Origin of the sequence: Streptomyces sp. R11 (assembly GCF_041051905.1) — a bacterium.
Classification (GTDB): domain Bacteria; phylum Actinomycetota; class Actinomycetes; order Streptomycetales; family Streptomycetaceae; genus Streptomyces.
In genome coordinates this window covers 3,014,199-3,031,524 of record NZ_CP163432.1, presented here as the reverse complement: position 1 = coordinate 3,031,524, position 17,326 = coordinate 3,014,199, and the positions used below count along the sequence as shown (strand labels likewise).

General features: G+C 71.2%; 18 protein-coding genes and 1 pseudogene. 9 read left to right on the top strand and 10 right to left on the bottom strand.

Features of this window, described 5'->3' with window-relative positions:
* Nucleotides 1-33: 33 nt before the first annotated feature.
* The 4 genes and pseudogenes from AB5J55_RS13805 to AB5J55_RS13790 all read left to right on the top strand — a co-directional run.
* A pseudogene (locus AB5J55_RS13805) lies at nucleotides 34-204 on the top strand (MFS transporter); the annotation flags it as partial.
* A gap of 78 nt (nucleotides 205-282) precedes the next feature.
* Nucleotides 283-636 (top strand): histidine triad nucleotide-binding protein, encoded by a 354-nt coding sequence (locus tag AB5J55_RS13800; RefSeq protein ID WP_369270966.1) that lies wholly within the window; start codon nucleotides 283-285, stop codon nucleotides 634-636.
* Nucleotides 637-648: 12 nt separating this feature from the next.
* Entirely contained in the window at nucleotides 649-1,554 is a 906-nt protein-coding gene (locus AB5J55_RS13795) for a ribonuclease Z (protein WP_369270965.1), read from the top strand.
* A gap of 20 nt (nucleotides 1,555-1,574) precedes the next feature.
* The gene (locus tag AB5J55_RS13790) at nucleotides 1,575-2,567 is read left to right on the top strand and encodes an adenosine deaminase (RefSeq protein WP_369270964.1); all 993 of its coding nucleotides are present in this window, start codon (nucleotides 1,575-1,577) and stop codon (nucleotides 2,565-2,567) included.
* A gap of 9 nt (nucleotides 2,568-2,576) precedes the next feature.
* Here the strand turns inward: AB5J55_RS13790 and AB5J55_RS13785 are convergent, their stop codons facing one another.
* Both AB5J55_RS13785 and AB5J55_RS13780 read right to left on the bottom strand, forming a co-directional pair.
* Entirely contained in the window at nucleotides 2,577-3,812 is a 1,236-nt protein-coding gene (locus AB5J55_RS13785) for an MFS transporter (protein WP_369270963.1), read from the bottom strand.
* Nucleotides 3,813-4,202: 390 nt separating this feature from the next.
* Nucleotides 4,203-4,985: an IclR family transcriptional regulator gene (locus AB5J55_RS13780; protein WP_369270962.1), complete on the bottom strand. Its 783-nt coding sequence runs from the start codon at nucleotides 4,983-4,985 to the stop codon at nucleotides 4,203-4,205.
* Between the two features lie 210 nt (nucleotides 4,986-5,195).
* Between AB5J55_RS13780 and AB5J55_RS13775 the strand changes: the two genes are divergently transcribed.
* The 3 genes from AB5J55_RS13775 to AB5J55_RS13765 all read left to right on the top strand — a co-directional run bounded on the left by AB5J55_RS13775 (nucleotide 5,196) and on the right by AB5J55_RS13765 (nucleotide 8,616).
* Nucleotides 5,196-6,092 (top strand): 5-dehydro-4-deoxyglucarate dehydratase, encoded by an 897-nt coding sequence (locus AB5J55_RS13775; protein WP_369276178.1) that lies wholly within the window; start codon nucleotides 5,196-5,198, stop codon nucleotides 6,090-6,092.
* The gene (locus AB5J55_RS13770; protein WP_369270961.1) at nucleotides 6,089-7,378 is read left to right on the top strand and encodes a glucarate dehydratase family protein; all 1,290 of its coding nucleotides are present in this window, start codon (nucleotides 6,089-6,091) and stop codon (nucleotides 7,376-7,378) included. Before AB5J55_RS13775 ends, AB5J55_RS13770 begins: the two co-directional genes overlap by 4 nt.
* An 80-nt stretch (nucleotides 7,379-7,458) precedes the next feature.
* Entirely contained in the window at nucleotides 7,459-8,616 is a 1,158-nt protein-coding gene (locus AB5J55_RS13765) for a carbohydrate kinase family protein (protein ID WP_369270960.1), read from the top strand.
* Nucleotides 8,617-8,654: 38 nt separating this feature from the next.
* Here the strand turns inward: AB5J55_RS13765 and AB5J55_RS13760 are convergent, their stop codons facing one another.
* A complete protein-coding gene (locus tag AB5J55_RS13760; RefSeq protein WP_369270959.1) occupies nucleotides 8,655-9,455 on the bottom strand; it encodes a VOC family protein in 801 nt (266 codons plus the stop codon).
* Nucleotides 9,456-9,567: 112 nt separating this feature from the next.
* On the opposite strand from AB5J55_RS13760, the gene AB5J55_RS13755 reads away from it, so the two are divergent.
* On the top strand, nucleotides 9,568-9,957 hold the full coding sequence (locus AB5J55_RS13755) for a nuclear transport factor 2 family protein (RefSeq protein ID WP_369270958.1): 390 nt from the start codon (nucleotides 9,568-9,570) through the stop codon (nucleotides 9,955-9,957).
* Nucleotides 9,958-10,014: 57 nt separating this feature from the next.
* Here the strand turns inward: AB5J55_RS13755 and AB5J55_RS13750 are convergent, their stop codons facing one another.
* A complete protein-coding gene (locus AB5J55_RS13750) occupies nucleotides 10,015-10,368 on the bottom strand; it encodes a hypothetical protein (protein ID WP_004001377.1) in 354 nt (117 codons plus the stop codon).
* A gap of 28 nt (nucleotides 10,369-10,396) precedes the next feature.
* Entirely contained in the window at nucleotides 10,397-11,218 is an 822-nt protein-coding gene (locus AB5J55_RS13745; protein ID WP_369276177.1) for a helix-turn-helix transcriptional regulator, read from the bottom strand.
* A gap of 157 nt (nucleotides 11,219-11,375) precedes the next feature.
* Between AB5J55_RS13745 and AB5J55_RS13740 the strand changes: the two genes are divergently transcribed.
* Nucleotides 11,376-12,854 carry an MFS transporter gene (locus AB5J55_RS13740; protein WP_369270957.1) on the top strand — a complete coding sequence of 493 codons (1,479 nt, stop codon included), beginning with the start codon at nucleotides 11,376-11,378 and terminating at the stop codon, nucleotides 12,852-12,854.
* Here the strand turns inward: AB5J55_RS13740 and AB5J55_RS13735 are convergent.
* The 5 genes from AB5J55_RS13735 to era form a co-directional block, all read right to left on the bottom strand.
* Nucleotides 12,816-13,175 carry an MmcQ/YjbR family DNA-binding protein gene (locus AB5J55_RS13735; RefSeq protein ID WP_369270956.1) on the bottom strand — a complete coding sequence of 120 codons (360 nt, stop codon included), beginning with the start codon at nucleotides 13,173-13,175 and terminating at the stop codon, nucleotides 12,816-12,818. The genes AB5J55_RS13740 and AB5J55_RS13735 overlap by 39 nt on opposite strands.
* A gap of 4 nt (nucleotides 13,176-13,179) precedes the next feature.
* Entirely contained in the window at nucleotides 13,180-14,487 is a 1,308-nt protein-coding gene (locus AB5J55_RS13730; RefSeq protein WP_369270955.1) for a hemolysin family protein, read from the bottom strand.
* The gene (gene ybeY / locus AB5J55_RS13725) at nucleotides 14,484-14,981 is read right to left on the bottom strand and encodes an rRNA maturation RNase YbeY (RefSeq protein WP_369270954.1); all 498 of its coding nucleotides are present in this window, start codon (nucleotides 14,979-14,981) and stop codon (nucleotides 14,484-14,486) included. Before ybeY ends, AB5J55_RS13730 begins: the two co-directional genes overlap by 4 nt.
* Before the next feature lie 15 nt (nucleotides 14,982-14,996).
* A complete protein-coding gene (locus AB5J55_RS13720) occupies nucleotides 14,997-16,067 on the bottom strand; it encodes a PhoH family protein (RefSeq protein WP_369270953.1) in 1,071 nt (356 codons plus the stop codon).
* Nucleotides 16,068-16,334: 267 nt separating this feature from the next.
* Nucleotides 16,335-17,294 carry a GTPase Era gene (gene era, locus AB5J55_RS13715; RefSeq protein WP_369270952.1) on the bottom strand — a complete coding sequence of 320 codons (960 nt, stop codon included), beginning with the start codon at nucleotides 17,292-17,294 and terminating at the stop codon, nucleotides 16,335-16,337.
* Nucleotides 17,295-17,326 lie beyond the last annotated feature (32 nt).

The following is a 17,326-nucleotide window of genomic DNA, read 5'->3' as shown; positions in this document are numbered from 1 at the left end:
CCGACCGCAGGCGCTGCCGACCTGCGGCAGGCGGTGCCGCGCTCCCTCGCCCGCTTCGAGCTCTCCACGGGCTTCGGCCTCGCCGTCTCCCCGGCCGTCATCACCGCGCTCGCACCTCACGGCCCGGCCGCACTCTGGGGCAGCCTCGCCACCGCGACGCCCCTGTGCTCCTCCGCGGTCGTCACCGAGAAGCAACTCCGGTGACCGGAAACCGATCACTCGCGGCCGACGACGATACGATGCCCCCCGTAAAGACGCGCCCAACTCCCGGAGGGAACCCTCATGGCAGGCGAGCCGCAGGACGACTGTCTGTTCTGCAAGATTGTCGAGGGGCACGTGCCGGCGACGATCGTCCGGGAGACGGAGACGACCGTCGCGTTCCGGGACATCAACCCCCAGGCGCCTACCCACGTCCTGGTCATTCCCAAGGCGCACTACAAGGACGCCGCCGCCCTCGCCACCGCCGAACCGGCCCTTGCCGCGGACGTTCTGCGGGAGGCCCAGGCCGTCGCCGACGAGGACAAGCTGGAGAGCTACCGGGTCGTCTTCAACACCGGCGCCGGAGCCGGCCAGACGGTCTGGCACGCGCACGCCCACGTCCTCGGCGGCCGCGGCATGCAGTGGCCCCCCGGATAGGTCGTAGCAGCCGTGTCCGTACGTGAATTGGTGGTCCTCGGCACCGCGAGCCAGGTCCCCACCCGGCACCGGAACCACAACGGTTATCTGCTGCGGTGGGACGGCCAGGGAATCCTGTTCGATCCCGGCGAGGGCACGCAGCGGCAGATGCTGCGGGCCGGGGTGGCCGCGCACGACCTGAACCGGATCTGCGTCACCCACTTCCACGGGGACCACTCGCTGGGACTGGCCGGGGTCATCCAGCGGATCAACCTCGACAAGGTTCCGCATCCCGTGACCGCCCACTACCCGCGTTCCGGGCAGCGCTTCTTCGACCGGCTGCGGTACGCCACCGCCTACCGCGAGACCGTCGAGATCGCCGAGGCCCCGATCAGCGAGGACGGCGTCATCGCCGCCACCGGCGGCCACAATCTGGAGGCCGTGCGGCTCTCGCACCCCGTCGAGTCGTACGGCTACCGCCTCGTCGAGCCCGACGGCCGCCGCATGCTGCCCGAACGGCTCGCCGCGCACGGCATCAAGGGGCCGGACGTCGGACGGATCCAGCGGGAAGGGGTGCTGGACGGGATCTCGCTCGACGACGTGAGTGAGGTCCGGCGCGGGCAGCGGTTCGCCTTCGTCATGGACACACGGCTGTGTGACGGCGTGTACACCCTCGCCGACGGCTGCGACATGCTCGTCATCGAGTCCACCTTCCTGGACGAGGACGTGCAACTCGCGGTCGAGCACGGCCACCTGACCGCCGGCCAGGCCGCTCGGGTCGCGCTCGACTGCGGCGTGCGGCACCTCGTGCTCACCCACTTCAGCCAGCGCTACTCCGAGCCGGACGAGTTCGAGCGGCAGGCGCGGGCCGCCGGGTTCGAGGGGGAGCTGACCGTCGCGCACGACCTGCTGCGGGTGCCCCTTCCGAAACGGCGATAACACCGCCGTACGATGCTTCGATGCCCCTCCCCAAAGCTGAACTGCACCTCCACATCGAAGGCACCCTCGAACCCGAGCTCGCCTTCGAACTGGCCGCACGCAACCGCGTCGAGCTGCCGTACCTGGACACCGACGAGATCCGCAAGGCCTATCAGTTCGAGGACCTCCAGTCCTTTCTGAACCTGTACTACGAGCTCATGGCCGTCCTGCGCACCGAGCGGGACTTCGAGGACCTCGCGAACGCCTACCTCGCCCGCGCCGCCGCACAGGGCGTGCGGCACGCGGAGATCTTCTTCGACCCGCAGGCGCACACCAAGCGGGGCCTGGAGCTGGGCACGGTCGTCGAGGGGCTGTGGCGGGCGCTGGGGAGCAGCGAGGCGAACCACGGGGTCTCCACCCGGCTGATCATGTGCTTCCTGCGCGACGACCCCGCCGAGTCGGCCATGGACACGCTCCGGGCCGCCGAGCCGTATCTCGACCGGATCACCGGCGTGGGCCTCGACTCGGCCGAGGTCGGCCACCCGCCGGTGAAGTTCCGCGAGGTCTACGAGGCCGCCGCCGCGCTCGGTCTGCGGCGCGTCGCGCACGCCGGCGAGGAAGGCCCGCCCGCCTACATCACCGAGGCCCTCGACGTCCTCGGCGTGGAGCGCGTCGACCACGGGCTGCGGTGCATGGAGGACCCGGCGCTGGTCGAGCGGCTGGTGCGGGAGCGGGTGCCGCTGACGCTGTGTCCGCTGTCGAACGTGCGGTTGCGCACCGTCGACGTCCTCGCCGACCACCCGCTGCCCGCCATGCTCGACGCCGGGCTCCACTGCACGGTCAACTCCGACGACCCGGCCTACTTCGGCGGGTACGCCGGCGACAACTTCGACGCCGTACGCCAGACCCTCGGCCTCACCGACGAACGGCTCCGGGAGCTCGCCCGCAACTCGTTCCTCGCCTCCTTCCTGGAGGACGACGAGGAGCTGCGGGCGCGGTACCTGGCCGAGGTCGAGGCCTACGAGTTCGGGTAGCCACCGAGGCTATGTGGCCGCGGTGAGGCGATCGGGCGCTGCCGGGCCGGCCTTGGCGGTGTCCAGGGGGATCTCGACGACCTCGACGATCTCGACGTGCTCCACGACCTCGACCGTCCGCCGGCTCCGCAGGCCCAGTGCCACCGCCGTCATCGGTACGGCGACGATCAGCAGTCCGACCGCGAGGACCGCGCCCATGACCGGGAACCCGGCCTGTGCCGACAGGACGCTCCCGGTCAGCGGTCCCGCCGCCGTACCCAGCGACGACGCCGAGCCGACGAGGACGGCCCAGCGGCCGCGGGTGTCGAGGGAGGCGGCGAGGCCGATGAGGTACGACAGGACGATCGGGTAGAAGGTGTTCCAGGCGATCTCGCCGGTCGCGAAGGCCGTCAGGTCGGTGGCGGACGCGCTGAGCGCGATGCACGCCGCGATGAGTGCCGTACCCGCGCCGATGGGCAGCGCCTTGCCGAGGCGCGGGCCGAGCGCGCCCGCCCCGGTCACGCCCAGCAGGCCCGCGCCGAGCCCGACGGCGAACACCGCGCCGACGGTGGTCTCGGTCAACTGGGCCTGCGTCAGGCCTATTCGGCCGCTGACGCCCCAGAGGGAGTTCTGGGCGAGCGACCAGCACAGCATGCAGGCGGCGAGGGTCAGGCCGCGGCGCAGGTGGGGGAGGCCGGAGCCGTCCCAGCCGGACTGGTGCGAGGTGGCCGTGGCGGCCGGGAGCCGGCCCGTCAGTGGCCATGCGGCCAGCGCGGTGAGCGCGATCGCGGCCAGCGGCTGGCCGTGGCCCGGACCGAGGTGCGGCACCGTCAGATAGACGCCGCCCGCGAGGGCGGAGACGCCGAGGAGGCCGAGCGTGGTGGCCCGGTGCGGGTCCGGCTGGGCGGCGATGCGGGTGGCGGCGACCGCGGTGGCCGTGCCGGATCCGAAGCCGCCGATCAGGACGCCCAGGACGACGGACGGTACGGCAGGCGCGAGCGCGGCCACGCCGTAGCCGAGGACGGCGAGCGTGAGGCCGATACGGGCCAGCCTGCGCGCCCCGATCCGCTCGACGCGGGAGGCCAGCAGGAAGCCCGCCGACGCCGAACTCAGCAGCAGCGCGCTGCCGACGGCGCCGGCCTGGGTGGGGGACAGCGCAAGACCGGAGTCGAGCCTGCCGACGACCGTCGGCAGCAGATACGGAGCGAGGTACCCGGCCGTGAAAAGGGCGACGAGGGGCCAGGGAGTGGTGCGAGGGGCGAACACGGGCGTTCCCAGGGCATGCGAAAGGAGCGGCTCAAGAGGGGGAGGAGCGCAGGCCGTCGACGGACAGGAACGCGCGGAGAATTTGTATCAAGCACACGGTTCGGAGAAGAAGCGGGGAGGGTGTGATCTGGCGCACGTTGTGTTTGGGGTGGGGAGGGCCGGGTAAACGAGGGCTTTCCTGATGGCGTCGGGGCAGTCATTCTTCGGCCCGTCCGAGGTCTGAGGGCGAGGCCGCCCCACCCCGAACTCCGGTGGTCACTCTCGGCGCCGGTCCCGGAAATCCAGCCCGTCCGGCGTTTGAGGACGAGGGCCGTTCAGGGCCGAAGCAGGGTCTGGGGGCGGCCCCCGGCGAGGCGGTGCCGCTCACGCCGGGTGCCGTGCGAGCCGGCGCTAACGCCAGTGCACCGACCCGCCCGCCGCAGGCGCCGTCGCCTCGATCTTCGCCCTGACCTCCCGCATCACCGCGACGATCCGCTCCTCGTGTCCGGCCGACAGTCGTGCCACCGGCACCGAGCAGCTGATCGCGTCCTGGGCCGGGGAGTCGTAGCGCAGGGCGAAGCCGAAGCCGACGATGCCGGGGACGCCCTCCTCGCGGTCGATCGAGTAGCCGCGTGCCCGCACCTCGGCGAGGTCGGCGGCGAGGGAGTCCCGGGTGGTGTGGGTGTGGGCGGTGAGGGGCTCGTACGGGCCCTCGGGGAGGTCGTCGTCCGGGCGCTCGGCGAGCAGTGCCTTTCCCAGCGCCCCGACGTGCGCGGGGAGTCGTCGCCCGACCCGGCTGATCGTCCGCAGGTACTCGTGCGACTCGCGCGTCGCCAGATACGCCACGTCCCGGCCGTCCAGCCGCGCCATGTGGATCGTCTCGCCCAGCGCCTCCGACGCCTCGTCGAGATACGGGCGTACGGCGCGCACGCGCGGGTCGGAGTCGAGGTAGCTGGTGCCGGTCAGCAGGGCGTGGATGCCGATGCCGTAGAGGGAGCCGGTGACGTCGGTGCGGACCCAGCCGCGGGAGATCAGGGTCTGCAGCAGCGCGTACATGGAGCTGCGCGGCACGTCCAGTGCGTCGGCCAGCTCCTGGAGGCGTGCCGGACGGTCGCCGCGCGCGGCGAGGAGCTCCAGCAACTCCACCGTGCGCGCCGCGGACTTCACCTCGCGGACGCCGCCTGTCTCTGACATGGGGCGATGGTAATCGGAGCGCCTCGGAAAGCGCCTCGAAAGCGTCCCGGAAGCGCCTCGGAGCGGCCGCGGCATTGACGGCCGCGGTTCGCGTATCTAATCTCGATTCTCATACATGGATGACATCTACATGGGGAGATGACGAAGGTGAGCCTTGATACGGACCGGGTGAGCCTCGATACCGACACGACCCGGCGTCTGCGGGACGGCATGGCGCACGGCGTGCTGTCGTTCCCCCTCACGAGCTTCCACCAGGACGGCTCGCTGGACCCGGACGGCTTCCGCGCCCATGTCGCCGCCCAGGTCGCCACCGAACCCGGCGCCGTCTTCCCCGCCTGCGGCACCGGCGAGTTCTTCTCGCTCGACGAGGACGAGTACCGGCAGGTCGTGTCGATCGCCGCCGAGGAGGCGGGCGGAGAAGTGCCGGTGGTCGCCGGGATCGGGTACGGCTGGGCGCAGGCCGCACGGTTCGCGCGCATCGCCGAGGAGGCCGGCGCCGACGCCCTCCTCGTCCTGCCGCACTACCTCGTCGCCGCCCCGCAGGACGGACTGGTCGCCCAGCTGGAACGGATCGCGGCCCGCACCCGCCTCCCGCTCATCGCCTACCAGCGCGGCCAAGTCGCCTTCACCGCCGACTCGTTGCAGCGGATCGCGCGCATCCCGAACGTCATCGGCCTCAAGGACGGCCACAGCGACCTCGACCGGCTCCAGCGCCTCACCCTCGCCGCCCCCGAGAACTTCCTCTTCTTCAACGGGGCCGCCACCGCCGAGATCCAGGCCCGCGCGTACGCCGCCGTCGGCGTCCCGGCCTACTCCTCCGCCGTCCACGCCTTCGCCCCCGAGATCGCGAACGCCTTCTTCGCCGCACTCCAGGTCGGCGAGCACGGCACCGTCGACAAGCTGCTGCGCGACTTCTACGTCCCCCTCGTCGAACTCCGCGACCGGGTGCCCGGATACGCCGTGTCCCTGGTGAAGGCGGCGGCCCGGATGCGCGGCCGCCCCGTCGGCCCCGTACGCGCCCCGCTCGCCGACCCGTCGGACGGCGACCTGGCCGACCTGCGCACCCTCCTCGCCACCGGACTCGACCTCGTAGGAGCGGCCCTGTGAACCTCACGATCACCGATGTCCGTCTGACGCCCATCCTGGTCGCCGACCCGCCGCTGCTGAACACCCAGGGCGTCCACCAGCCGTACACGCCCCGCCTGATCGTGCAGGTCGTGACGGCCGACGGGATCACGGGGGTCGGCGAGACGTACGGCGACACCAAGTACCTGGAGCTCGCCCGGCCGTTCGCGCAGAAACTGATCGGCCGTCAAGTCAGCGACCTCAACGGGCTGTTCGCCGTCGCGGACGAAGTGGCCGTCGACCGGTCCCGGGTGTCCGGACAGGTCGACGTGGGCGGGCTGCGCGGTGTCCAGACCGCCGACAAGCTACGGCTGTCCGTCGTCTCCGGCTTCGAGGTCGCCTGCCTCGACGCCCTCGGCAAGGCACTCGGGCTGCCCGTGCACGCGCTGCTCGGCGGCAGGGTGCGCGACGCGGTCGAGTACAGCGCGTATCTCTTCTACAAGTGGGCCGACCATCCGGCGGGCGTCGCGGCCGAGAAGGACGACTGGGGCGCCGCCGTCGACCCGGCCGGGGTCGTCGAGCAGGCGCGTAGGTTCACGGAGCGGTACGGGTTCACCTCCTTCAAGCTCAAGGGCGGTGTCTTCCCGCCGGACGAGGAGATCGCCGCCGTACGGGCCCTCGCGGACGCCTTTCCCGGGCATCCCCTGCGTCTCGACCCCAACGGGGCCTGGGCCGTGGAGACCTCGCTGAAGGTGGCGCGGGAGCTCGGGGACGTCCTTGAGTACCTGGAGGATCCGACGCTGGGTACGGCCGGTATGGCCGAGGTGGCCGCGCGCAGCGGGGTACCGCTGGCGACCAACATGTGCGTGACGGCGTTCGCGGAGATCCAGGAGGCCTTCGCCAAGGAAGCCGTGCAGGTCGTGCTCTCGGATCACCACTACTGGGGCGGCCTGCGCAACACCCAGCAACTGGCGGCGATCTGCCGCACCTTCGGCGTCGGGGTGTCCATGCACTCCAACACCCATCTGGGTATCTCCCTGGCCGCGATGACCCACGTGGCATCGACCGTCCCGAACCTCCACCACGCCTGCGACTCCCACTACCCCTGGCAGTCCGAGGACGTCCTCACCGAGCGCCTCACCTTCGAGGGCGGCAAGATCGCCGTGTCGGACGCGCCCGGCCTGGGCGTCGAACTGGACCGCGACCGGCTCGCGGAGCTGCACCGGCGGTGGCTCGATGACGACGGCTCGCTGCGGGATCGCGACGACGCGGCCGCGATGCGGGTCGCCGAGCCGGGCTGGGTCACGCCGTCCGTGCCTCGCTGGTAGGGGCACGGACCGGATCGCGGTGGCGTTGTCAGTGACGTGGGGCAGACTGGCCAGATCAGCACCACGTCAGGGAGCGCACCGTGACCACGCCCACCGCGCCGACAGGAAAGGGAGCCTCGCCCCAGAGGCCGTCGTCCAGAGCAGGGGGGCCGTATCGCCGGGCCCAGGTCGACCCCCTCGTCGGCCTGCGCACGGCCGCCGACCCGCCGTGGGACGTGTATCTCACGGGCCCGGTCTTCCTCGACATCATCTTCACCGGCCTCGACTCCGCCCCGGTGCGCGGGACGGAGTCCTGGGCGCGCGGAATGGGGTCGAGCCCCGGCGGCGTGGCGAACATGGCCACCGCCCTGGCCCGCCTCGGCCTGAAGACGTCGCTCGCGGCCGCCTTCGGCGACGACCACTACGGCGAGTACTGCTGGGACGCGCTGGAGCACGGCGAGGGCATCGACCTCTCGCCGTCGCGCACGGTGCCGGGCTGGCACTCGCCGGTGACGGTCTCGATGGCGTACGAGGGGGAGCGCACGATGGTCTCCCACGGCCACGAGCCGCCTCCCGAGGAGCCCGCGCCGGACTGCCCGCCCCGTGCGCGGGCCGCCGTGGCCTCCCTGGTGCCGGGCACGCGTGCACCCTGGATCGCGCAGGCCGCGCGCAACGGCACCCGGATCTTCGCCGACGTCGGCTGGGACGACACGGGGGCGTGGGACCTGGCGGGGCTGGCCGACCTGGAGCACTGCGAGGCGTTCCTGCCGAACGCGCAGGAGGCCATGCGGTACACCGGCGCCGACTGTCCGCGCGAGGCGGCCCACGCCCTGACCGAGCACGTCCCGGTCGCGGTGGTCACCCTCGGTGCGGAGGGTGCGTACGCGGTGGACAGCAGGACCGGGGAGACGGCGGTCGTCCCCGCGATCGCCGTGGAGGCCCTGGACCCGACCGGCGCCGGTGACGTGTTCGTGGCCGGCTTCGTCGCCGGCACCCTGGCCGACTGGCCGCTGGCCGACCGGCTGGCCTTCGCGGGCCTCACCGCCGCCCTGTCCGTCCAGGAGTTCGGCGGCTCCCTGTCGGCTCCCGGCTGGGCCGAGATCGGCGCCTGGTGGCGCCAGGTCCAGTCCCTCGACCGGCAGGACCCCGAGGCCCTGCGCCGGTACGCGTTCCTCGCGGATCTGGTGCCGCAGGAGCAGGGCAGACCCTGGCCGCTGCGGCGGGCGGTGCCGACGATCGGGTTCCGCCGGTCGGCGTGACGACCAGGACGGACGACGAGCAGGACCGAGCGGGTGGGTCAGCTGGGCGTGGCCGGCGTAAGCACCACGAAGTCCGCGTTCGACGGGTCCACGCACACCGCCAGCCGGCCGACGCCCTCCGCGTCCTCCGGCCCCATCTGCACACTGCCGCCGTTCTCGGTGACCTTGGCGACCGCGGCGTCGCAGTCGGTGACGTTGAAGACCGGGTGCCAGTACGGCCGCCCGCCCGCCAGTACGAGGTTCTCCACGGGGAGCTCCATCAGACCGCCCTGCATGCGCTCCTCGGGCTGTCCGGCCGGGGTGATGAGGGTGTACGCGCCCCCGCCGCCCGGCATCGGCATGTCGCTGAACTGCCAGCCGAAGACACCGCCGTAGAACTCCTTCGCGCCCGCGGCGTCGGTCGTGTACAGCTCCGTCCACGACAGCGAACCCGTCTCGTCCGCCAGCTCGAAGCCCGAGTTCTTCCCCGGCTGCCAGACGGCGAACTGGCCGCCCAGCGGGTCGTCGTACTGCGCCATCCGTCCCCAGTCGTCCAGGTCCCGCGGCGGCACCCGCACCGTGCCGCCCGCGCCCTCCACGGCCTGCGTCGTGGCGTCCGCGTCGGTGACGGTGTAGTAGATCATCCAGGCCGAGCGGGCGCCTTCCTCGGTGAGCTTGCCGAGCCCGGCGACGGTCTTGCCGTCCTTTTTGAACATCCCGCCTTCCATGTCGCCGCCCTCGCCCATGGACTCGTACTCCCAGCCGAGTACCGCGCCGTAGAAGGCCGCGGCGGCCCGGACGTCAGGGGCGCCGAGGTCGATCCAGCAGGGGGAGCCGGGAGCGAGGTCAGTGGTGATCATGACGAGTCCCTTCGCAGATCCGCTATGACCTCAGCGTGACACCCGGCACTGACAACCGCCCGTCGTGGCCCGACGGGATGCCGTGCCGGCCGGCTCTCGTTACGATCCGGCCATGAGCGACGACGCGTCTCACGACCGGCAGGTGCTCGCCGCCGTCGCGCACGACTGGGCGGCGGCGATGGTCTCCGACGACCCCGCGCGGATCGCGGACTTCATGGCCGACGACTGGGCCATCGTCTCCGAGTCGGGCATCTCGACCCGGGAGCAGTTCCTGTCGTTCGTCGAGTCCGGCGAGCTGACCCACTCGTCGTTCCAACTCGTCGGCGAGCCCAGGATCCGTCTGCACGGCGACTCGGCGGTCGTGACGGCACGCATCACGAACACCGCCCACTACAAGGGCGAGCGCTTCGACGCCGACGAGTGGACGACGGACGTCTTCGTACGGCGCGACGACCGCTGGCGCTGCGTGCTCAGCCACATCACACCGGCGGCCCGGACCTGAACCCGCCGGACGCCGAGGCCTCCTGAAACTCCCGGGAGGGCGAGGGGTTCCCGAACCTCAGCCCGCCGTCACCGTCGTCCGCACCGCCCCGTCCGGCCCCGCCACCAGCACCGGCGTCTGCGGTCCGCCGAGGTCCCGTACCGCCGCTCGGTCCTCGTCCGACGCGCCCTCGGCCTCCGTCACGACCGCCGCCGCCTCCAGCGACTTCGCGCCCGACGCCACCGCCATCGCCACCGCCGTGCGCAGGGCGCTCAGCTTCAGGGAGTCCAGGGCGACCGTCCCGGCGACATAGGTACGGCCGGTCTCGTCCCGTACGGCCGCACCCTCGGGCACTCCGTTGCGGGCCCGCGCGGAACGGGCCAGGGTGACGATCTTGCGGTCCTCGGGGTCGAGCGCGCTGTTGTCGGTCATGACCTGAGCATACGTAGCGGCGCCCGCGCTAACCGGCCACGGGGTACATGGCCCCGCGCCGCCCCTCCGGGGAGGCGAGCCACTCGAGCTTCGCCGCCGTGTTCGCCTCGTCCAGCGGCGTGTGCAGGACGATCGACAGGTCGGGCCGCACCGGCATCTGCATCACGCTCGACTCCATGCACAGCAGCCCGACGAGCGGATGGTCCAGCTCCTTGCGGATCTGCCCGGCGTCCTCGATGTCCCGCCGCTCCCACAGCGCGGTGAACTCCGGGCTGGACGCCTTCGCCTCGGCCAGCACGGACTGGAAGCCCTCGTCGTCGGGAGAGGCCGAGCAGAGCGCACGGAACTGCGCCACGACCGTGCGGGCGTTCTGCTCCCAACTCCTCGAACGCGACCGGTACATCGGGTCCGTGAAGAAGTCGATCAGGCAGTTCCACCGCTTGCCGGGCCGCATCCCGAGCACGGTCGCAGCCGCGTCGTTGTAGAGCACGCCGTTGTAGTACCGGTCCATGATGTGCGCCGGATACGGCATCCACGCGTCGATCAGCCGCCGCAGCCCGTCGCACATGTCCCGCTTCTCGGGCGCCACTTCGGGGGCCGGCGGATTCAGCCCGGCCAGCAGATACAGATGCCGGCGCTCGGCGTTGCTCAGCCGCAGCACCCGGCCCACCGAGTCCAGCACCTGCGGCGACACGGAGATGTCCCGCCCCTGCTCCAGCCACTGGTACCAGGAGGCGCCCACTCCGGCGAGCACGGCGACCTCCTCGCGCCGCAGCCCCGGCGTACGGCGCCGCGCCCCGCCGTCCGGCAGTCCCGCCTCGCCCGGAGTCACCCGGGCCCGCCTGCTCATCAGGAACTCGCGCAGCTCGCGCCGCCGATGACTCTTCAGCGCGCTCCCGGACACGTCGGACACGTACGGATCCCCCTCATCCCGGTGGCTGGTGGTGCCACCACCAGGACAACTTCCCGCTCCCCACGGCTATTCCGGTGCCCGCAGGCTGTTGCCCATGGCGATCGACACCACCACTCCCACTGCCCCACCCACTCCACCGCTCGGCTCCCCCCGGTCCCCCCGGATGTCGACGCGCGACAAACTCGTCCTGTTCGTCCTGTGCGCCGCCCAGTTCATGGTCGCGCTCGACTTCTCCGTCCTGAACGTCGCCCTCCCCGTCCTCGGCGCCGACCTCGGCATGAGCCCCTCGGCGCTGCAGTGGGCGGTGACGGCGTTCGCGCTGCCGTCCGGCGGCTTCCTGCTCCTCTTCGGCCGCATCGGCGACCTGTACGGCCGCCGCAAGCTGTTCCTCACCGGACTCGCCCTGTTCGCCGCGGCCTCGGTGCTCGCGACGTTCGCCTGGGACCCCGCGTCGTTCCTCGCGGGACGGGCCTTGCAGGGCCTCGGCGCCGCGCTCATCGTCCCGACGGGCATGTCCCTGCTGACCACCACCTTCGCCGAGGGCCCCGCCCGGGACCGCGCCCTCGGCATCTCCGGGACGCTGATGTCCCTCGGCTTCACCATCGGCGTGGTCGCGGGCGGCGTCCTGACCGACGCGCTCGGCTGGCGCTCCACGATGGGCCTGCTCGCCGTCTTCGCCCTGGTCGTGCTGCCGCTCGCGCCCGGCCTGCTGCCCGAGTCCCGCACCCCGGACCGCCCGCACCTGGACGTGCCCGGCGCGATCACGGTCACCGGCGGTCTGCTGTCCCTGATCTACGCCCTGACGACGGCCGCCGACCACGGCTTCGCCCGCGCCGACGTCATCGCGACCCTGATCGTGGGCCTGGCGCTCCTGGCGACTTTCGCGGTCGTCGAGTCCCGCACCGAGTCACCGCTCGTCTCCCTGCCCATGCTGCGCCGCCGCACGGTGGCGTGGGGCAACCTGGGCGGTCTGGTCACCTTCTCGATGATGTCGACGGTGGTCTTCGTCCTCACCCTGTACCTGCAGGAAGTGCTCGGTCTGTCGGCCTGGGAGACGGGCCTGGTCTTCGGCGTGCAGGGCGTCATGTCGGTGATCGCCGGCTCGCTCACGCCGAGGTTCATCAGCCGTCTCGGCGCGCGCCGCATCCTGGTCGTCTCGCTCGCCGGCCAGGGCGCCTTCGGCGTCGCGCTGCTGTTCCTGAACGCGCACGTCTGGTCCGTCTGGCTCGTCACGGCCGCCGTCTCGCTGGCGAGCATGTTCCACCTGGGCGCGATCATCTCCTACGGCCTGACCGTGACCTCCGGCGTCCCCGACGAGGAGCAGGGCCTGGCCACCGGCCTGGTCACCTCGACCCAGCAGGTCGGCATCACGATCGGCATCCCGCTGCTGGGCGTCCTCGCGACGACCTCCGGTGACCTGCTCTCCGGCACCCGCACGGTCCTGGCGCTCGACGCGGCGATCGTCCTGGCCGCCGCGGCCCTGATCGCCGTCGGCCTGCGGACCGGGCGGGAGGGCGGATCGAGGGAGGGCGGCTCAGAGGCGGTCGAGGCGGAGCCGGTCGGCTCTCGGTAGACCGGCCACGACCAGGTCGTACGAGTCCTCGACGAGCTCCCGGACGAAACGGTCCGGGAGCTCACCGTCGACGGTCACCGTGTTCCAGTGCCGCTTGTTCATGTGATAGCCGGGGACGATGAGCCCCGGGTACTCGCCGCGCAGCCGGACCGCGTCCTCCGGGTCGCACTTGAGGTTGACCGTCAGGGGCCGCGCGTCCAGGTTCGTCAGGGCGAACAGCTTGCCGAGCACCTTGAAGACCGAGGTCTCCGGATTGAACGGGAAGTCCTCCACGGTCGCGTTGAAGGACAGGCAGAACGCGCGCAGCTCCTGAGGGTTCACTCCGTCACTCGGCCTTCGTCTCCTCGCCCAGGGGACCGACCGGACCCACCGGCTCCACCAGCACGGTCACGATCTTGTTCCGGCGGCCGGCCGCCGCCTCCGCGGTCAGGCGGAGTTCCCGGGCGTCCGGGAGCTCGACCAGGGACGACGCCCCGGCGATCGGGACGCGGCCGAGTGCCTTCGCCAGCAGTCCGCCGACCGTCTCGACGTCCTCGTCGTCGTACTCGTCGAGGCCGTACAGCTCGCCGAGGTCGGTGATGTCCAGGCGGGCGGTGACGCGGTAGCGTTCCTCGCCGAGCTCCTCCACGGGCGGCAGCTCACGGTCGTACTCGTCGGTGATCTCGCCGACGATCTCCTCGAGGATGTCCTCGATGGTGACGATGCCGGCGGTGCCGCCGTACTCGTCGATGACGACGGCGACGTGGTTGCGTTCCTTCTGCATCTCGCGCAGCAGGTCACCGGCGTTCTTCGTGTCCGGTACGAAGACGGCGGGCCGCATCGCCGTGGACACCAGCTCGCTCTCCGCGTCCCGGGAGATGTGCGTCTTGCGGGCCAGGTCCTTCAGATACACCATCCCGACCACGTCGTCCTCGCTCTCCCCGACGACCGGGATACGCGAGAAACCGGAGCGCAGGGCGAGGGTGAGGGCCTGGCGGATGGTCTTGTACCGCTCGATGACGACCAGGTCGGTGCGCGGGACCATCACCTCACGCACCAGCGTGTCGCCCAGTTCGAAGACGGAGTGCACCATCCGGCGCTCCTCGTCCTCGATCAGCGACTCCTTCTCGGCGAGGTCGACCAGCGCCCGCAGCTCCGCCTCGGAGGCGAACGGGCCGCGGCGGAAGCCCTTGCCGGGCGTGAGCGCGTTGCCGATGAGGATCAGCAGCGGGGGGATCGGCCCCATGATCCGCGCGAGCGGCAGCAGCACGTACGCCGCCGCCGTCGCGGTGTTCAGCGGGTGCTGGCGGCCGATGGTGCGCGGGGAGACACCGACGGCGACGTACGACACCAGCACCATGACCGCTATCGCGACCAGGAGGGCCTCGGTGGTGCTGTCGAATTCCTGCAGGCAGGCGTATGTGACGAGCGCGGCGGCGGCCATCTCGCAGGCCACGCGCACCAGCAGCGCCACATTCAGATAGCGGGTCGGGTCGGCGGCGACGAGCGCGAGCTTCTCACTGCCGCGGCGGCCGCTGCGTACGGCCTCCTCGGCGCGGAAGCTGGAGACGCGCGCCAGGCCCGCCTCCGCGCAGGCGGCGAGCCAGGCGACGACCACCAGGGCGATCGCGCCGGAGACGAGGGGGAGGCTCATGACACGGTCGGGGCCGGGGAGGGGCCGGTCAGGCCCTTCTCCGTGCGCCAGCCGTCCACGATGGCGGCCTGCAGGCCGAACATCTCGGCCTTCTCGTCGGGCTCCTCGTGGTCGTACCCGAGCAGATGCAGCACGCCATGGACGGTGAGCAGCTGGAGCTCCTCGTCCATGGAGTGCTGCGTGGGCGCCTCGGTCCCCTGCTTCGCGGCGACTTCGGGGCACAGCACGATGTCACCGAGGAGCCCCTGCGGGGGCTCGTCGTCGTCCTTCGAAGGCGGCCGCAGCTCGTCCATGGGAAAGGACATGACATCCGTCGGGCCCGGTAGGTCCATCCACTGGATGTGAAGCTGCTCCATGGCGTCGGCGTCCACGACGATCACCGAGAGCTCGGAGAGCGGGTGGATGCGCATCCGCGCGAGTGCGTAGCGGGCGATGTCGAGGATCGCCTGCTCGTCGACCTCGGTTCCGGACTCGTTGTTGACGTCGATCGACATGGTCGCGCGTGTTCTCTACTTCCCCTTGTGCCCGGCCTTGCCGCCGCGGCCCTTGTGCGTGCCGTTCTGGGTGCCGTGCGTGTTGTCGAACTTCTCGTACGCGTCGACGATACGGCCGACCAGCTTGTGCCGGACGACATCCTGCGAGGACAGCCGTGAGAAGTGGACGTCCTCGACGCCCTCCAGGATGTCCTGCACCTGCCGCAGACCGGACTTGGTGCCGTCCGGGAGGTCGACCTGGGTGACGTCACCTGTGATGACTATCTTCGAGTCGAAGCCGAGGCGGGTCAGGAACATCTTCATCTGCTCGGGCGAGGTGTTCTGGGCCTCGTCGAGGATGATGAAGGCGTCGTTGAGCGTACGGCCACGCATGTACGCGAGCGGTGCGACCTCGATGGTCCCGGCGGCCATGAGCCGGGGGATCGAGTCGGGGTCGAGCATGTCGTGCAGCGCGTCGTACAGCGGACGCAGGTACGGGTCGATCTTCTCGTAGAGCGTGCCCGGCAGGAAGCCGAGCCGCTCGCCCGCCTCGACCGCGGGCCGGGTCAGGATGATGCGGTTGACCTGCTTGGACTGCAGGGCCTGCACCGCCTTCGCCATGGCGAGGTAGGTCTTGCCGGTACCGGCGGGGCCGATGCCGAAGACGATCGTGTGCTTGTCGATCGCGTCGACGTACCGCTTCTGGTTGAGGGTCTTGGGGCGGATCGTGCGGCCGCGCGAGGAGAGGATGTTCTGGGTGAGCACCTCGGCCGGGGTCTCCTTGCCGTCCCCCTCGCCGTTCTCACTCGCTCTGAGCATGGCGATCGAGCGTTCCACTGCGTCCTCCGTCATCGGCTGTCCGGTGCGGAGCACCAGCATCATCTCGTCGAACAGGCGCTGGATGAGGGCGACTTCAGCGGCGTCGCCGACCGCGCTGATCTCATTGCCCCGGACGTGGATGTCGGCCGCCGGGAAGGCCTTCTCGATCACGCGCAGCAGGGAGTCGCCGGACCCCAGCACGGTCACCATGGGGTGCTGGGCGGGGACGGTGAAATGTGCTCTCGCCTGCCCCTGCGCGGGTGTGTGAGCTGTGGGTGTCTGAGTCATGGGCCGGCTCGTAGGCCTTGCTCGTCCTCCTCGAAACGACTCGCCCGCCACGTGGGCGGTCTGGCGATTTCCAGAGTACGCCGGGGGACTGACAAGGCCGTAGGCCTTTTCCCCACGGCCCCGGTCCGTGCACGTCCGGTACGCCCGCCGTCACCCCGGGTCGGGTTTCTCGCCCCCGCCGCCCCCACCCGTCCCTGGGAGCTGCCGCCCCCCAGACCCCCGCTTCGGCCTGACGGCCTCGTCCTCGAACGCCGGACGGGCTGAGATTCAGAAGCCCAGCTTCCGCAGCTGCCGCGGGTCCCGCTGCCAGTCCTTCGCGACCTTCACGTGCAGGTCCAGGAACACCGGCGTCCCCAGCAGGGCCTCGATCTGCTTGCGGGACTTGATGCCGACGTCCTTGAGGCGCTTGCCCTTGGGGCCGATGATGATGCCCTTCTGGCTGGGGCGCTCGATGTAGACGAAGGCGTGGATGTCGAGGAGGGGCTTGTCGGCGGGGCGGTCCTCGCGGGGGAGCATCTCCTCCACCACGACGGCGATGGAGTGGGGCAGCTCGTCCCGGACGCCCTCCAGCGCGGCCTCGCGGATCAGTTCCGCGATCATGACCTGCTCGGGCTCGTCGGTGAGGTCGCCCTCGGGGTAGAGCGCCGGCCCCTCCGGAAGGAGCGGGACGAGCAGGTCGGCGAGGAGGCCCACCTGCTGGTCACCGACCGCGGAGACGGGGACGATCTCGGCCCACTCGAAGCCCAGCTCCTTGCCGAGCTGGTCGATCGCGATGAGCTGCTCGGCCAGCCGCTTGCTGTCCACGAGGTCGGTCTTCGTGACGATCGCGATCTTCGGCGTCTTCTTGATCGACGCCAGCTCCTTCGCGATGAAACGGTCACCGGGGCCGAGCTTCTCGTTCGCCGGCAGACAGAAGCCGATCACGTCGACCTCGGCCCAGGTCGTACGGACGACGTCGTTGAGGCGCTCGCCGAGCAGGGTGCGCGGCTTGTGCAGCCCAGGGGTGTCGACCAGGATCAGCTGGGCGTCCTCCCGGTGCACGATCCCGCGTACCGTGTGCCGCGTCGTCTGCGGCTGGTTCGCGGTGATCGCCACCTTCTGGCCGACCAGAGCGTTCGTAAGGGTGGACTTGCCCGCGTTGGGGCGGCCCACGAAGCAGGCGAAGCCGGCGCGGTGGGGGGCCTCGGACGGCTCGGATGACTGGCTGCGAACGCTCATGGCGCCCATTCTCCCTGATCCACAGACCCTCGCCGCACAAC

What these genes read in the sequence shown, in the direction of transcription:
- AB5J55_RS13800 (WP_369270966.1), top strand. Translation starts at nt 283, where the DNA reads ATGGCAGGCGAGCCGCAGGACGACTGTCTGTTCTGCAAGATTGTCGAG.
- AB5J55_RS13790 (WP_369270964.1), top strand. Translation starts at nt 1,575, where the DNA reads ATGCCCCTCCCCAAAGCTGAACTGCACCTCCACATCGAAGGCACCCTC.
- AB5J55_RS13780 (WP_369270962.1), bottom strand. Translation starts at nt 4,985, where the DNA reads ATGTCAGAGACAGGCGGCGTCCGCGAGGTGAAGTCCGCGGCGCGCACG.
- AB5J55_RS13775 (WP_369276178.1), top strand. Translation starts at nt 5,196, where the DNA reads ATGGCGCACGGCGTGCTGTCGTTCCCCCTCACGAGCTTCCACCAGGAC.
- AB5J55_RS13760 (WP_369270959.1), bottom strand. Translation starts at nt 9,455, where the DNA reads ATGATCACCACTGACCTCGCTCCCGGCTCCCCCTGCTGGATCGACCTC.
- AB5J55_RS13755 (WP_369270958.1), top strand. Translation starts at nt 9,568, where the DNA reads ATGAGCGACGACGCGTCTCACGACCGGCAGGTGCTCGCCGCCGTCGCG.
- AB5J55_RS13750 (WP_004001377.1), bottom strand. Translation starts at nt 10,368, where the DNA reads ATGACCGACAACAGCGCGCTCGACCCCGAGGACCGCAAGATCGTCACC.
- AB5J55_RS13745 (WP_369276177.1), bottom strand. Translation starts at nt 11,218, where the DNA reads ATGAGCAGGCGGGCCCGGGTGACTCCGGGCGAGGCGGGACTGCCGGAC.
- AB5J55_RS13740 (WP_369270957.1), top strand. Translation starts at nt 11,376, where the DNA reads ATGGCGATCGACACCACCACTCCCACTGCCCCACCCACTCCACCGCTC.
- AB5J55_RS13730 (WP_369270955.1), bottom strand. Translation starts at nt 14,487, where the DNA reads ATGAGCCTCCCCCTCGTCTCCGGCGCGATCGCCCTGGTGGTCGTCGCC.
- ybeY (WP_369270954.1), bottom strand. Translation starts at nt 14,981, where the DNA reads ATGTCGATCGACGTCAACAACGAGTCCGGAACCGAGGTCGACGAGCAG.
- AB5J55_RS13720 (WP_369270953.1), bottom strand. Translation starts at nt 16,067, where the DNA reads ATGACTCAGACACCCACAGCTCACACACCCGCGCAGGGGCAGGCGAGA.
- era (WP_369270952.1), bottom strand. Translation starts at nt 17,294, where the DNA reads ATGGGCGCCATGAGCGTTCGCAGCCAGTCATCCGAGCCGTCCGAGGCC.